Annotated in this window: 13 protein-coding genes; 6 read left to right on the plus strand and 7 right to left on the minus strand. The window is 71.0% G+C overall.

What is annotated here, in order from left to right:
* Positions 1 to 226 precede the first annotated feature (226 nt).
* The gene (locus OG828_RS35010) at positions 227 to 1,009 is read right to left on the minus strand and encodes an SDR family oxidoreductase (protein ID WP_328503436.1); all 783 of its coding nucleotides are present in this window, start codon (positions 1,007 to 1,009) and stop codon (positions 227 to 229) included.
* Between the two features lie 231 nt (positions 1,010 to 1,240).
* On the opposite strand from OG828_RS35010, the gene OG828_RS35015 reads away from it, so the two are divergent.
* Positions 1,241 to 2,863, plus strand: a complete 1,623-nt coding sequence (locus OG828_RS35015; RefSeq protein WP_328503437.1) for an alkaline phosphatase D family protein — start codon at positions 1,241 to 1,243, stop codon at positions 2,861 to 2,863.
* 27 nt (positions 2,864 to 2,890) lie between these two features.
* Here OG828_RS35015 and OG828_RS35020 read toward each other — a convergent pair whose 3' ends face one another.
* A complete protein-coding gene (locus OG828_RS35020) occupies positions 2,891 to 3,928 on the minus strand; it encodes a Gfo/Idh/MocA family protein (RefSeq protein ID WP_328503438.1) in 1,038 nt (345 codons plus the stop codon).
* An 86-nt stretch (positions 3,929 to 4,014) separates the two neighbouring features.
* Between OG828_RS35020 and OG828_RS35025 the strand changes: the two genes are divergently transcribed.
* The 3 genes from OG828_RS35025 (at position 4,015) to OG828_RS35035 (ending at position 7,529) form a co-directional block, all read left to right on the plus strand.
* On the plus strand, positions 4,015 to 5,346 hold the full coding sequence (locus tag OG828_RS35025; RefSeq protein WP_328365798.1) for a multidrug effflux MFS transporter: 1,332 nt from the start codon (positions 4,015 to 4,017) through the stop codon (positions 5,344 to 5,346).
* The gene (locus OG828_RS35030) at positions 5,298 to 6,473 is read left to right on the plus strand and encodes a serine hydrolase domain-containing protein (RefSeq protein WP_328440991.1); all 1,176 of its coding nucleotides are present in this window, start codon (positions 5,298 to 5,300) and stop codon (positions 6,471 to 6,473) included. Before OG828_RS35025 ends, OG828_RS35030 begins: the two co-directional genes overlap by 49 nt.
* 63 nt (positions 6,474 to 6,536) lie before the next feature.
* Entirely contained in the window at positions 6,537 to 7,529 is a 993-nt protein-coding gene (locus tag OG828_RS35035) for a small ribosomal subunit Rsm22 family protein (protein ID WP_328503439.1), read from the plus strand.
* Here the strand turns inward: OG828_RS35035 and OG828_RS35040 are convergent.
* Entirely contained in the window at positions 7,526 to 8,878 is a 1,353-nt protein-coding gene (locus OG828_RS35040) for a S28 family serine protease (RefSeq protein WP_328503440.1), read from the minus strand. The two genes, OG828_RS35035 and OG828_RS35040, sit on opposite strands and share 4 nt — an antisense overlap.
* A gap of 110 nt (positions 8,879 to 8,988) precedes the next feature.
* Entirely contained in the window at positions 8,989 to 9,183 is a 195-nt protein-coding gene (locus OG828_RS35045) for a DUF6243 family protein (protein ID WP_328365809.1), read from the minus strand.
* A 140-nt stretch (positions 9,184 to 9,323) separates the two neighbouring features.
* Here OG828_RS35045 and OG828_RS35050 point away from each other — a divergent pair, with 140 nt between their 5' ends.
* Positions 9,324 to 9,947 (plus strand): TetR/AcrR family transcriptional regulator, encoded by a 624-nt coding sequence (locus tag OG828_RS35050; RefSeq protein WP_328440994.1) that lies wholly within the window; start codon positions 9,324 to 9,326, stop codon positions 9,945 to 9,947.
* 148 nt (positions 9,948 to 10,095) lie between these two features.
* On the plus strand, positions 10,096 to 10,836 hold the full coding sequence (locus OG828_RS35055) for a bifunctional DNA primase/polymerase (protein ID WP_328503441.1): 741 nt from the start codon (positions 10,096 to 10,098) through the stop codon (positions 10,834 to 10,836).
* Positions 10,837 to 10,854: 18 nt separating this feature from the next.
* On the opposite strand, the gene OG828_RS35060 is transcribed toward OG828_RS35055, so the two are convergent.
* The 3 genes from OG828_RS35060 to efeB are packed head-to-tail and all read right to left on the minus strand — an operon-like array spanning position 10,855 to position 13,951.
* A complete protein-coding gene (locus OG828_RS35060; protein ID WP_328365818.1) occupies positions 10,855 to 11,868 on the minus strand; it encodes a hypothetical protein in 1,014 nt (337 codons plus the stop codon).
* Positions 11,810 to 12,700, minus strand: a complete 891-nt coding sequence (gene efeU / locus OG828_RS35065) for an iron uptake transporter permease EfeU (protein WP_328365821.1) — start codon at positions 12,698 to 12,700, stop codon at positions 11,810 to 11,812. The genes OG828_RS35060 and efeU overlap by 59 nt, the downstream gene beginning before the upstream one ends.
* 3 nt (positions 12,701 to 12,703) lie before the next feature.
* Entirely contained in the window at positions 12,704 to 13,951 is a 1,248-nt protein-coding gene (gene efeB, locus OG828_RS35070) for an iron uptake transporter deferrochelatase/peroxidase subunit (protein WP_328503442.1), read from the minus strand.
* Positions 13,952 to 13,955: the final 4 nt, after the last annotated feature.

Below are 13,955 nucleotides of genomic sequence, written 5' to 3' on the forward strand. Positions count from 1 at the left end.
CCCAGCCCGGTGCCGTGGAACAGCTGCCATGTCCCCCCTGTCCCCCCTCACAGTGGCTGACGGGAGCTGAACGCTCCGACTGTGAAGCTCTTGTGGAGAGGAGTTGAGCATAAGCCTCCCACCGGCCGCAATGCAGCGGACTGTCACATTCCGGTTGTGCACGTTGTGAAGCCTGTGGGCTGGGGGTGCGCCAGGAATGCGCCAGGAGTGCCCTCGGGTGGTGTGCTCAGCCGCGTCCGACGTACGGCATCGCCGTCGCCAGCACCGTCGCGAACTGCACGTTCGCCTCCAGCGGCAGCTCCGCCATGTGCCGCACCGTGCGCGCCACATCGGCCACGTCCATCACGGGTTCCGGTGCGACCTCGCCGTTCGCCTGCAGCGCCCCCGTCCGCATCCGGGCCGTCATGTCCGTCGCCGCGTTGCCGATGTCGATCTGCCCGACCGCGATGTTGTACGGCCGCCCGTCCAGCGACAGTGACTTCGTCAGGCCGGTCAGCGCGTGCTTGGTCGCCGTGTAGGCGACGGAGTGCGGGCGGGGTGTATGGGCGGAAATCGACCCGTTGTTGATGATTCGGCCGCCCTGTGGGTCCTGGGTCTTCATCTCGCGGTACGCCGCCTGCGCGCACAGGAACGCTCCGTTGAGGTTGGTGTCCACGACGTGGCGCCAGGCGTCGTACGGCAGGTCTTCCACCGGTACGCCGCCGGGGCCGAACGTTCCCGCGTTGTTGAACAGCAGGTCCACCCGTCCGAACCGGTCCTTGGCCGCGGTGAACAGGGCGGTGACGTCCTCCGGTTGTGACACGTCCGTCCGTACGGTGAGGGCGGCGGCCTCGGGTGCGAGTGCGGCCGTTTCCGTCAGGGTCTCGGGGTGTCTTCCGGCCAGGGCCACGGACCAGCCGGTGCGCAGTAGTTCTACGGCTACTGCTCGGCCGATGCCGGAGCCGGCGCCGGTGACTACGGCGATGCGGGTTCCGTTGCCGGGTTGCGTGGTCGTTTGCGTGGCGTTCATGGGGCCGGAGCGTAGTAGTGCCGCTGTTGGTCGTTGGTCGTCTGCGGGTTCGTTGTGGCTGGTCGCGCCCACGCGGCGGAGCCGCATATCGATACAGCCCCGCGCCCCTGACGGGGCGCTGTCGAACCGGAGTCTCATTGGGTCGTCATCTGGGTGTTGTGTACGTGCCAAGCGGGGGTCGTTCTGGGTCACTCCAATCGTCCTGCATCCCATTGCCAGGGGAGGACCAGGATGTCCCAGCACACCCCCGAACTCCGTGCCGTCGCCCGCCACTTGGGCCGTCGTCGTTTTCTGACCGTCACCGGCGCGGCTGCCGCGCTCGCGTTCGCGGTGAATCTGCCTGCCGGAGGCACCGCCAGTGCCGCTGAGCTCGACGCGGCGCAGATCGTCGAGGACCCGTTCACGCTCGGCGTCGCTTCCGGCGACCCGCAGCCCGGGTCCGTACTTCTGTGGACGCGGCTGGCGCCCGCACCGTTTCAGCCGGACAGCGGTCTGCCCGCCGCGCGTGTCACCGTCCAGTGGGAGGTGGCGCGTGATGAGAAGTTCCGTCGGATCGCCAGACGTGGTGCGGCGATCGCGCACCCCGAGTTCCACCACACCGTGCATGTCGCGGTCGACGGCCTGGACGAGGGCCGTGTGTACTACTACCGCTTCCGGGTGGGCCGTTGGGTCAGTCCGGTCGGCCGCACCCGGACCGCTCCCGGCCTCGGCAGCAAGGTCTCCGCGCTGACCTTCGGCGTGGTCTCCTGCCAGCGCTACGACCAGGCCTACTTCACCGCCTACCGGCATCTCGCCGAGGACGACGTGGACCTCGTCTTCCACCTCGGCGACTACCTCTACGAGTACCCGGTCAGCTCCGTCGGCGGCGCCCGCGCCTACCCGGCGGGCACCTTGCCCGACCTGCTCAACCGCGAGACGGTGACGCTGGAGGACTACCGGCTGCGGTACGCGCTGTACAAGTCGGACGCCGACCTCGCCGCCGCGCACGCGGCGCACCCGTTCATCGTCACCTGGGACGACCACGAGACCGAGAACAACTACGCCGACGACATCCCGGAGAACAGCGTCCCGCCGGAGGAGTTCCTGATCCGCCGGGCCGCCGCCTACCGCGCCTACTGGGAGAACATGCCGCTGCGCCGCCCCCAGCTGCCCGACGGCCCCGACCTCCAGCTCTACCGGCGGCTGCACTGGGGCCGGCTCGCCCAGTTCGATGTGCTGGACACCCGGCAGTACCGCTCCAACCAGGCGTACGGCGACGGCTGGCAGCTGCCCGGGCCCGAGTCCGAGGACCCGGCGCGCACGCTGACCGGTGACGCGCAGGAGCAGTGGCTGATCGACGGCTGGCACCGCTCGCGCGCGCTGTGGAACGTGGTCCCGCAGCAGGTCACCTTCTCCCGCCGGCACAACACCACGATGCCGCCCTCCCCGGTCTCGATGGACTCCTGGGACGGTTACCCGGCCTCCCGCGAGCGCGTTCTCGCGGGCGCGGAGGCGGCCGGGATCGAGAACCTCATGGTCCTCACCGGCGACGTCCACGTGGGCTACGGCTTCGACATCAAGCGGGACTTCGCCGACCCCGACTCACCGACCGTGGGCACGGAGATCGTCGCCACCTCGATCGCCAGCGGCGGCAACGGCTCCGAGAAGCCCGCCAACTGGGCCACTTACCTGGCCGCCAACCCGCACATGAAGTTCTACAACGGGCTGCGCGGCTATGCGACGGTCGCGCTGGGCCGGGAGTCGGCGCGGGCCGACTTCAAGACGCTGGCTTACGCGACGACGCCGGGCGCACCGGTGACGACCGCCGCGTCCTTCGTGACGGAGGCGAGGGCGCCGGGGCTCAAGCCGGTGTAGGCGCCGGGGCGTTGCCCTCGCCGGGGCTCACGCCGGTGTGACGGCCGGTGCGGCTTCCCGGTCGGCCTCGCCCTCACCGGGGTAGCGGACGCCGATGCGGTCCCGTATCGCGTCGAGCGTCCGCATCACGGCGAGGGTGCCGTCGAGCGGAACGAGCGAGGACTCGGTCTCGCCGGCCCGCAGGGCCCGCATCACCTCACGGGCCTCGTACTTGAGGCTGTTGTGCGGGTCGGCGGCCGTGTCGTGGGCGAACACCTCCGGTTCACGGCCGTCGCGGTGCAGGACGAAGCGGTCGGCGTGGAAGAAGCCGTACGGGATGTCGATGCGGCCCTGCGAGCCGGTGACCGACGCGGAGACGGACGTACCGCCGACGACGGAGCAGTGCACCGAAGCAAGAGCGCCGCTCTCCCACGAGAGCAGCGCACCCGTCTGGAGATCGACGCCCTCGTCCGAGAGCACTGCTCGCGCCGCGATGTCCGACGGCTCCCCGAGCAGCAGCTGCGCGAATGACACCGGGTACACCCCGAGGTCGAGCAGCGCGCCGCCGCCCTGTGCGGGGTCGCGGAGGCGGTGCGAGGGCGGGAAGGGGCCCGCAAGGCCGAAGTCGGCCTGCACGGTGCGTACTTCGCCGATCCCGCCGTCGTCGACGAGGGCCTTCAGCCGCCGGATCACGGGATTGCAGTACATCCACATGGCCTCCATCAGGAAGCTCCCGCGCGCCCGCGCCAGCGCGACCAGCTCCTCGGCCTCGCGCACGTTCAGCGTGAACGCCTTCTCGCACAGCACGTTCCGCCCGGCCTCCAGACAGAGACCGGCGGCGGCCCGGTGTGCCGCGTGCGGGGTGGCGACGTACACGACATCGATGTCCTCGTCGGCCGCGAGGGAGGCCCAGTCGCCGTACGCCCGGGGGATCCCGAACCGTTCCGCGAACGCCTTCGCCGAGTCCGCGGAGCGCGAGGCCACCGCCACCACGTCCGCGTCCGGCAGATCCACCAGATCCGCCGTGAACGCGGCCGCGATCCCGCCCGTCGCGAGGATCCCCCACCGCACGTTCTCCGCCGTCATCCCGTCCCGCCCTCGTTCGTGTGACCCCAGCCACTGTGTTCGAACTGAGAGCATAGGGGCCGTATCGCAAGGAGAGGGAGGGGCGCATGCCCGAACGTGGGGCATCCAGGGCAGCCACATCGAAAACATCGAACGAGACGCAGAACGAGACGCAGGCGGCCGTACCGGCACCGAAGCCGGAACCGGCCGTCCGTGCTGTGCGCCGCACCGGCATGCTCGTCACCCTCATCCTCGGCGGAATGACCGCCGTGCCGCCGCTGACCATGGACATGTACCTCCCGGCGCTGCCGCAGGTCACCGAGTCCCTGCACGCGTCCGCCGCGACCGTCCAGCTCACGCTCACCGGCTGTCTGGCCGGCATGGCGCTCGGGCAGCTGGTCGTCGGACCGATGAGCGACAAATGGGGGCGGCGGCGCCCGCTGCTCATCGGTCTCGCGGTCTACGTCGTCGCCACCGCACTGTGCGCGTTCGCCCCCACCGTCGAGACGCTGGTCGCCTTCCGGCTGGTGCAGGGGCTCGCGGGCGCGGCCGGGATCGTGATCGCGCGGGCGGTCGTACGGGATCTGTACGACGGCATGGACATGGCCCGCTTCCTCTCCACCCTCATGCTGATCTCCGGGGTCGCGCCGATCGTGGCGCCGCTGATCGGCGGGCAGATCCTGCAAGTGACCGACTGGCGGGGCGTGTTCGTCGTGCTCACGGTCGTGGGCGTGGCGCTGGCCGCCGTCGTCTGGGCGAAGCTGCCGGAGACGCTGCCGCCCGGCGAACGGCACGACGGCGGGGTGGGCGAGGCCCTGCGCTCGATGCGGCGGCTGCTCGCCGACCGCGCCTTCTCCGGCTACATGATCGCGGGCGGCTTCGCCTTCGCCTCCCTCTTCGCCTACATAGCCGCCTCGCCGTTCGTGATCCAGGAGATCTACGGGGCCTCGCCGCAGACGTTCAGCGTGCTGTTCGGGATCAACTCGGTCGGGCTGATCGCCGTCGGCCAGCTCAACGGGAAGGTGCTGGTCGGGCGGGTCGACCTCGACAAGGTGCTGGCCGTCGGGCTGGTGATCGTCATCGCCGCCGCGACCGCGCTGCTGGTGATGTCGCTCGACGTGTTCGGCGAGGTGGGGCTGGTGCCGGTGGCCGCCGCGCTGTTCGTGCTGATGTCCGCGATGGGCATCACCCTGCCGAACACCCAGGCCCTCGCCCTCATGCGGACCCGGCACGCCGCAGGCTCCGCCTCCGCGCTGCTCGGCACGACCTCCTTCCTCGTCGGCGCGATCGCCTCCCCGCTGGTCGGTGTCGCCGGGGAGGACACCGCCGTCCCGATGGCCGTCGTCCAACTGGCGGCCGCACTGGTGGCACTGGCCTGCTTCGTGGGAATGTGCCGTCCTTGGAACACGCGTACGGATTCGGAGGGAGCAGGGAGCTGAGCGCGCCGAGACTGCGCAACGGCACAGCGGAACGGGCCGGACTCGACCCCGGGGAACTGAGCCGCCTCGTCCGTGAGGTGAGCGGCCTCACCACCGGTGAACGCCCCTGGGCGGCGGGCGCCGTCGTGGTCGCCGGGCGCGGGCCGGTCATCGCCGTCGAGGAGGCGGTGGGGTGGGCCGTACGGTACGAGGGCTACGACGCCGAGGCCGACGCGGGCGTGGAGCTGCCGTCGTCCGAACGGGTCCCCATGACGACCGGCACCCCCTTCGACCTCGCCTCCCTGACCAAGCTGTTCACGGCCGTCGCCGCCGTGCAGCAGATCGAGCGGGGGACGCTCGGCATCGACGCGCGCGTGGGTGCGTATCTGCCCGACTTCACGGCCGCCGCCGCGCACGGCATCACCGTGCGGCAGCTGCTCACCCACACCTCCGGGCTGCGGCCCGAACTCCCGCTGTACGACTGCGCCGACGCGCCCGAACGGCTGGCGCTGCTGCGGGCGGAGGCGCCGGTCGGAGTGCCCGGCACGTACTGCTACTCCGATCTGAATCCCTTGCTGCTCCAGCAGGTGCTGGAACGCATCACGGGCCGTGCGCTCGATGTCCTGATCCGCGACGGCATCACGCGTCCGCTGGGGATGACGGCGACGGGCTATGGCCCCCGCCCCGATGCGGCGGCCACGGAGGATCAGCGTCGGCCGTGGGCAAAGGTGGACCGGGGGATGCTGCGGGGGGTCGTCCACGACGAGAACGCCTGGGCGCTGGGCGGGGTGGCCGGTCATGCGGGTCTGTTCTCGACGGGGCGGGATCTGGCCGTGTTCTGCCGGGCGCTGCTTGCGGGCGGTTCCTACGGTCCCGCGCGCATCCTCGGTCCCGACTTCGTGGAGCTGCTGCTGACGCCGCCCGGGCTGGGCTTCGCGGTGGATCAGCCGTGGTTCATGGGGGAGCTGGCGGGGGAGGGGGCGGCCGGGCATACGGGGTTCACGGGGACGTCGCTGGTGCTGGATCCGGCGACGGACACGTTTCTGGTGCTGCTGGCGAACGCGGTGCATCCGCGCAGGCGCGCCGCGGACAGCAGGCCGAGGGCGCGGGCGGGGACGCGGGTGGCACGGGCGGTGCGGGGGCTGTAGGGATGCGGCGGGGCGAGGAAAGGCGAGGGCCGCCGTCGCGTCCGGCGCTCGTAGAATCGGTGGGTGAATGTCCCCGTGCGCCCGGCCGAGACTCTGCGTGACGCCCTCGCCGCCCTCCTCGATGGCCTTCCGTCACGCCAGGCCGCGCAGGCCGTCGACCGGCTGATCGCCAACTATCGCGGCGCGACCCCGACCGACACCCCGATCCTCCGCGACCGAGCCGATGTGGCGGCCTACGCGGCGTACCGCATGCCCGCGACCTTCGAGGCGACCCACTCCGCGTTGGAGGCGTTCGCGCAGGCCGTGCCGGAGTGGGCGCCCGGCAGTCATATCGACGTCGGCGGCGGGACCGGCGCCGCGACCTGGGCCGTCACCGCGACCTGGCCCGGCGAGCGCAGCGTCACGGTGCTGGACTGGGCCGAGCCCGCGCTCGCGCTCGGCAGGGAGATCGCCGCCGCCAACCCGGCGCTGCGGGCCGTACGCTGGCAGCGCTCTCGTATCGGATCGGCGCTCACCATAGAGAGCACTGATCTCGTCACCGTCTCCTACGTCCTCAACGAACTCACCGCCCCCGACCGAGCCGCCCTCATCGACGCCGCCGCCACCGCCGCCCAGGCCGTGGTGATCGTCGAACCCGGCACTCCCGCCGGCTACACCCGGATCATCGAGGCCCGCGACCGCCTCATCACCGCCGGCTTCCACATCGCCGCCCCCTGCCCGCACAGCGCGGCCTGTCCCATCGTCCCGGGAACAGACTGGTGCCACTTCTCGGCCCGGGTCAGCCGTTCCTCACTCCACCGCCAGGTCAAGGGCGGCTCCCTCGCCTACGAGGACGAGAAGTTCGCCTACGTCGCCGCCACCCGCCTCCCGGTCAGCCCGGCCCCCTCCCGCGTCGTACGCAAACCACAGATCCGCAAGGGCCAGGTCCTCCTCGACCTCTGCGAGACCGACCCCTCCCTGCGCCGGGTCACCATCACCAAACGCCACGGGGACATGTACAAGGCCGCCCGCGACGCCGACTGGGGCGACCCGTGGCCCCCGGACACCCGGGACTAGGACACGTCTGCCACGCCTGCCCAGCGGCGCACGGTGGCGACGGCCGCCGCGTGGTCGGCGGGGGACAGGTCCTCCAGCCTGACGTGGTGGTTCGTGTCGGGCGCCCACAGGACGCGTGAGTCGTGTGCGCCGGGACGGAAGGGCTCGGCGACCGCCGGGTCCATCGCGCCGTTGACGAACAGCAGCCGGCTGCCGCGCCGGCGGACCCAGCGGTCGATGTCCGGCATGGCGGCGGAGTCGAAGCGCAGGGGGATGTCACGCGGCACGAAACTGCGGGGTTCGATGGCCCGCGGATGGCGCAGCAATCCGGTCAGGTGGGCGGTGGGGACGCTCAAGTACCCCAGCTGGGTGCCTAGTTGGTACCAGTAGGGGATGTAGTGCGTCGCCACCTCGTCGGCATAGACAGACAGCGCGGCGGTGCGCTCCAGCCATGCGTACAGCTCGTCGGTCGTGGCGGCCGGGCCGGGGATGGTGCTGCCGTCCCCCGTGCCGTTCTGCCAGAACATGAACAGCACGCGCAGGACGGCGATCTCGAGCGCCTTGTCCGCGCTGCCGACGATGCGGAAGCCGGTGCCGGTGGACGCCGCCCATGCCTCGTAACGGGCGACCACGTCGGAACGGCGCAGCAGGATCTCCCGCTGGGCCGCCTTCAGCGCGTCGCGCGTCCCGGCGGTGCCGATGGTCTGCAGGAAGCGGAGATAGGCGGAGTCGTCCCGGTCGTCGACGTTGTTCGGCGCGGAGTAGGCGACGGTGCCGTCCACGTCGTACGGATGGAAGCGGCGGTGGTAGACGCTCGCCATACCGCCCTTGCTGCCGCCGGTCGAGATCCACGCGCCGCCGTACAGGCGACGGAAGAGGCGGACGACGCGGTGGTGGTCGTCGGCGGCCTGCCGGATCGTCAGGTGGGTGTAGTCGGGGGCCGGTGGGCGGGACGTACCGAAGTAGCGGTGCTCGACCTGGAGTTGGTTGGCGTCGAGCAGGACGGCCGGCTCCGACCGGTATGGGGTGAGGGTCGCCTCGTAGCCCGTCGTGAACAGGACCGTCGGCCGGTCTGTCGAGGTGTGCAGCAGGGTGAGGCGCTGCTCGAAGGTGCCGGCCGTGGGGTCCGTGTGGTCGACGGGCTGGCGCAGGCCGAGGACGAAGAAGCGGTACCCGGGCTCGGCGCCCGGCCGTTCCTCGATCACCCGCAGTCCGGGCAGGGCCCGTAAGGCGTCCAGTACGTCGTCGTTTCCGGCGCGGGAGCCGCCCGTTGCCGCCCGCGAGGGAACAGTGGTCGCGACGGCCAGACCCGCTGCCGAAGCTGCCGAGGCCGTCGAGGTGAGCAGACGTCGTCTCGTCCACATGCGCATCGTGATTCCTCCCCGGTGTCGGTCGCTGACCGCTTCAGTACAGCGACCCGACACCGGGGGAGGATCCCGCGTGCAGGGGGGACGATCTCCCCCGGGCGGGGGAGGTCCGTTCACGATGACTCGTCTGCGGTGCGTTCCTCCTCGCGTTTCTCCTGGAGCTTGCGCAGCAGCTCCCGCTTCTGAGCCTGGGGGTCGACGGACCCTCCGACCCGGCTGCCTCGTGCGCTGCCGCGCAGCGCGTCCCGGCCGAGCTTCCTGCGGGTGCCGCCGACTCCGAGCATGTTTCCGGCTCCGCCTCGCGTCATGGCGGGCTCCTTTCTGACGGACGTACTGCAACTCTTGACGGACGTACTGCAACGTATTGCACGAGACGTATCGTCTCGTCTCTGACGCTCCCCACTGTCCGGCGAGACGCATCGTCTTGTCAACCTGATAAATTCGGCCCATGGCCAAGAACCCCGCCTCCGCCCCCGACTCCACCCGCCGCAGCGAGAAGTCCCGTCGCGCCATCTATGACGCCGCACTCGAACTGGTCGCGGAGGTCGGCTACCCCAAGACCACCATCGAGGGCATCGCCGCCCGCGCCGGTGTCGGCAAGCAGACGATCTACCGGTGGTGGTCGTCGAAGGCGGACGTCCTGCTGGAGGCGTTCCTCGATCTGAGCGAGCAGGCGTCGCGGGAGGCGGGCGCGGAGGAGCCGTACGTCATTCCGGACACCGGCGACCTCGCCGCCGACCTCAAGGCCGTGCTGCGGCTCACCGTCGACCAGCTCAAGGACCCCCGCTTCGAGGCCCCGTCCCGCGCTCTGGCCGCCGAAGGCGTGGTCGACGAGAAACTGGGCCGGATCTTCATGACCAAGCTCCTCGAACCGTCGCTCCAGCTGTACGTCGACCGCGTGCGGGCCGCACAGGACGCCGGGCAGGTGCGCCAGGACGTCGACCCGCGCATCGCCCTCGAACTCTGGGTCTCCCCCCTCGCCCAGCGCTGGCTGCAGTACACGGGCCCGATCTCGTACGAGTACACGGACACCCTCGTCGACTACGCCCTGCACGGCATCGCGCCCCGGTAAATCCCCCCAAAGCAGCCGATGCCCCCCGATTCGGGAGCCGCACCCGCGTCGCCCCACCTACCCCGGATGTCAGCTCCGGCCCCCCGGAGCGCAGGATGGTGGGACCATAGGGCATGCTGTCCGCTACCACAGCGAGGCGAGGGGATAGATGAGCGCGGAGTTCGGCGGTCGTTCCGGCCGGCAGGGCAAAATCTCCCAGTGGCTGCGGGGACGCCGCCCGAAGGGGGCCGTCGGCGACGACGGCCGTGAGGCCCTGCTGCTCGCCGCCGCCGGGGCGGGCCTGCCGCTCGCGCCCGCCGCGTATCCGGCCGCCGGCTACGGCTGTTCCTGCGACCGCGTCGGCTGTCCCACCCCGGCCCGGCATCCGGTCTCCTTCGCCTGGCAGACGCAGTCCACCACCGACCGCGCGCAGATCGAGCGCTGGGCCCGGCACCAGCCGCAGGCCAACTTCATCACCGCGACCGGCATGGTCCACGACGTCCTCGACGTCCCCCGTGAGGCCGGCCAGGAGGCCATGGAGCGGCTGCTGGCCTCCGGCATCGAGGTCGGCCCGGTCGCCGAGAGCGACGACGGCCGCCTGCTGTTCTTCACCCTCACCCGCGGCACCCCCGAGGACGAGGACGAGTGGTGGCCCTGCGAGCTGGACTGCCACCCCGAGACGATGGACGAGCACCCCGGCCTGCGCTGGCACTGCCGCGGTTCGTACGTCCTGGTGCCGCCCGCCCGGCTCCCCGGCGACGGCGGCCACACCGTGCACTGGCTGCGCGGCCCGGAGCATCCGCTCCCCGACCCGCTGAGCCTGCTGGAAGTCCTCACCGACGCCTGCGCCCGCTACGTCGGTGAGGACTCCGGCCATGTGACCGGCGCCGCCTGGCCCCTGCGTCACTGACCGCGGGGGCCGGAGGGGCTACTCGCCCTTCGCCGCCGTAAGACCCTGGATCCGGCCGAGGATCGTCACCTTGCCGGGCCCCTTCGGGTCCAGCGCCACCTCGTTGGAGACGAACTCCATCGTCAGCGACTGCTTGATCTCACCGGTCGTCAGCGCCAGCACGTCGTCGTTCGGCGTCGGCACCGACGTACCAGCCGCCGCCGTCTCCTTCTCGTAGTGGCGGGTGGTGAAGAACACCAGCGCCCCGCCGTCCTTCGTGCGCACCGCCAGCGGCGCGTAGTCGCCGTCCGTCAGCGGCTCGTCGAGGTACTGGGTGACCAGACCCGGCTTCTTGGCCTCCTGCTGCCGCTCCGTACGCCACCCGCTGGTGTGCGGGCCCGAAGCGAAGGCCGACTCCCCGCCGTTCTTGAGGTAGTCGGTGTACTCCTCGCCCAACTGGCTGGGCGCGGCGGCCAGTTCGGCGGAGTTCATGGGCACGGCCTCGGCGAGACCGTCCTTGTCCTTCTTGAGCTCCGGTACGTCGTCGGGCGCGACCAGCGTCAGATAGGCCACCTCCCACGGCTCCTGAAGCCCGCCCCGGGTGAACACGAACAGCCAGCGCGCGCTGCCGCCCTTGTTGCCCGCGGCGTCGGCGATGAACCAGCGCGGCCAGCCCGCCTTCTTGACGATCGTGTACTTCACGTCCGACAGCTTCAGCGGCGCGTGGTTCGGATTGCCCTCGGGGCTGCGCGCCTTCCCGGCCTTCAGCCGTGCCGCGTCGATGTCACCGAGGGCGCCGGCCACATGGTCGGCGTCCAGGGAGCTGTCGTACGCCTTGTCGGCCGCGTTGTACGCGCTCGTGAACTGCTGGAGCGCCTTGGCGGCTTCGGCCCCGGTGGCGGCGGGGAGCACCTCGCGCTCCCCGTGCACCACCACGCACCCGCTCGCGGTCAGCGACAAAGCGGTCACGGAGGCTGCCAGCAGTGCGCTCCGGTCAATCCTGCGAAGACTGCGAAGGCTGAGCTGCCTTCGAAGGCCGCGATCCCTGCTCATCGGCTACCTTCACCTTCCCCTTCCCGGAGGCGAACCCTACCGGGGCGAAGAACAACGCGAGCGTCGGGATCAAGTACAGCAGCCACACCGTGACCTGGAGGACGGTCGGATCCGGCTGGAAGTTGAAGACGCCCTTCAGGAGAGTGCCGTACCAGCTGTCCGGCGGGATCGTGCCGCTGATGTCGAAGGCCTTGTTGTTCAGGCCGGGCAGCCAGTCGGCCTCCTGGAGGTCGTGGAAGCCGTACGCCAGGACGCCCGCCGCCACGACGACCAGCATGGCGCCGGTCCAGGTGAAGAACTTGGCGAGGTTGATCCGCACCGCGCCCCGGTAGAACAGCCAGCCGAGCACGACCGCGGTGGCGATGCCCAGGGCCACGCCGACCAGCGGGCGCGGTGTGCCGTCGCCGGCCGCGCGCACCGACGCCCACACGAACAGGGCCGTCTCCAGGCCCTCACGGCCCACCGCCAGGAAGGCCGTCGCCACCAGCGCGCCCGTGCCCATCTGCAGGGCCGCGTCGAGCTTGCCGTGCAGGTCCGCCTTCAGATGCCGGGCGGTGCGCCGCATCCAGAACACCATCCACGTCACCAGGCACACCGCGAGGATCGACAACGAGCCGCCGAGCGCCTCCTGCGCCTCGAACGTCAGCTCCTGGGAGCCGAATTCGAGCGCGCAGCCGAAGCCCAGCGCGAGCGCCGCCGCGACCGCGATGCCGATCCAGATCGGCTTCAGCGCGTCCCTGCGGTCGGTCTTCACCAGGTAGGCGATGAGGATGCAGACGACGAGGCTGGCCTCCAGGCCCTCGCGCAGTCCGATCAGGTAGTTGGAGAACACGGGCTACGCCTCCTCGGAAAACAGCGCCCGGCCCCACCAGTCGTCCTTGTCGCGGACGCCGGGCGGGACCGCGAAGAGCGCCGAACCCACATGCTGGATGTACTCGTTGAGGGTGTCCGGCGCCAGGCTGCGCTGGATGGGGATGAAGCCCTTGCGGACGTCCCGCTGGTAGGCGAGGAAGAACAGGCCCGCGTCCAGGCGGCCCAGCCCGTCCGTGCCGTCGGTGAAGGAGTAGCCGCGGCGCAGGATCGTCGCCCCGTCGTTGGTGTCGGGGTGCGCGAGCCGGACGTGCGCGTTGGGCAGCATCGCCTTCAGGAACGGCTCGTCACGCTCCTTCGCCTTGCCGACCGGGGCGCCCTCGCCCTTGTCACGGCCGATGATGTCCTCCTGCTCCTGCAGCGAGGTCCGGTCCCAGGTCTCGATGTGCATACGGATACGCCGGGCGACGAGATAGGACCCGCCGACCATCCACGCGGGACCGTCCGTGCCGGAGACCCACACGAACTTCTTCAGCCGGTCCGTCTCCGTGCCCGCGATGTTGCGGGTGCCGTCCTTGAAGCCCATGAGGTTGCGCGGGGTCTGCTCCTCGGGCGTCGTCGACGACGTCTTCCCGAAGCCGAGCTGGGACCACTTGATGACGACCTTGCCGAAGCCGATACGGGCCAGGTTGCGGATGGCGTGCACGGCGACCTGCGGATCGTCCGCGCAGGCCTGGATGCACAGATCGCCGCCGCTGCGGTTCTTGTCGAGGTTGTCGCCGGAGAACTTCGGCAGGTCGACGAGCGCCTCGGGACGGGCGTCCGCCAGCCCGAACTTCTCGAACAGGGAAGGCCCGAAGCCGATCGTCAGCGTCAGCCGCGACGGCTTGAGGCCCAGCGCCTCGCCGGTGTCGTCCGGCGGCGCCTCGGCCAGACCGCCGTACGCGCCCTCACCGACCGTCTGCCCGGCCGCCATCCGGCGCGCGGCGACCGTCCAGTCCTTCAGCATCTGGATGAACTGCGCGCGGTCGTCGGTCTTCACGTCGAACGCGGCGAAGTGCAGCCGGTCCTGCACCGGCGTGGCGATGCCCGCCTGGTGCGCGCCGTGAAAGGCGACCGCCGCGCCCGACGCGGCGCCGGCCGGGTCGACATCATCGCCGGTGCGGGCCATCGCCACCGCACTGCCGGCCGCGGCGGCACCGAGCGCGAGCCCGGCACCGCCCCAGCCGATCAGCGCACGCCGGGACGGAGATCCCGAGGTCTCCTCGGTCATGAGG

This window comes from Streptomyces sp. NBC_00457 (assembly GCF_036014015.1).
Lineage (GTDB): Bacteria > Actinomycetota > Actinomycetes > Streptomycetales > Streptomycetaceae > Streptomyces.

Coding starts and splice junctions, on each gene's coding strand:
- OG828_RS35040 (WP_328503440.1), bottom strand. CDS start 8,878: ATGCGCATGTGGACGAGACGACGTCTGCTCACCTCGACGGCCTCGGCA.
- efeB (WP_328503442.1), bottom strand. CDS start 13,951: ATGACCGAGGAGACCTCGGGATCTCCGTCCCGGCGTGCGCTGATCGGC.
- OG828_RS35050 (WP_328440994.1), top strand. CDS start 9,324: ATGGCCAAGAACCCCGCCTCCGCCCCCGACTCCACCCGCCGCAGCGAG.
- OG828_RS35025 (WP_328365798.1), top strand. CDS start 4,015: ATGCCCGAACGTGGGGCATCCAGGGCAGCCACATCGAAAACATCGAAC.
- OG828_RS35045 (WP_328365809.1), bottom strand. CDS start 9,183: ATGACGCGAGGCGGAGCCGGAAACATGCTCGGAGTCGGCGGCACCCGC.
- OG828_RS35015 (WP_328503437.1), top strand. CDS start 1,241: ATGTCCCAGCACACCCCCGAACTCCGTGCCGTCGCCCGCCACTTGGGC.
- OG828_RS35060 (WP_328365818.1), bottom strand. CDS start 11,868: ATGAGCAGGGATCGCGGCCTTCGAAGGCAGCTCAGCCTTCGCAGTCTT.
- OG828_RS35055 (WP_328503441.1), top strand. CDS start 10,096: ATGAGCGCGGAGTTCGGCGGTCGTTCCGGCCGGCAGGGCAAAATCTCC.
- OG828_RS35020 (WP_328503438.1), bottom strand. CDS start 3,928: ATGACGGCGGAGAACGTGCGGTGGGGGATCCTCGCGACGGGCGGGATC.
- OG828_RS35010 (WP_328503436.1), bottom strand. CDS start 1,009: ATGAACGCCACGCAAACGACCACGCAACCCGGCAACGGAACCCGCATC.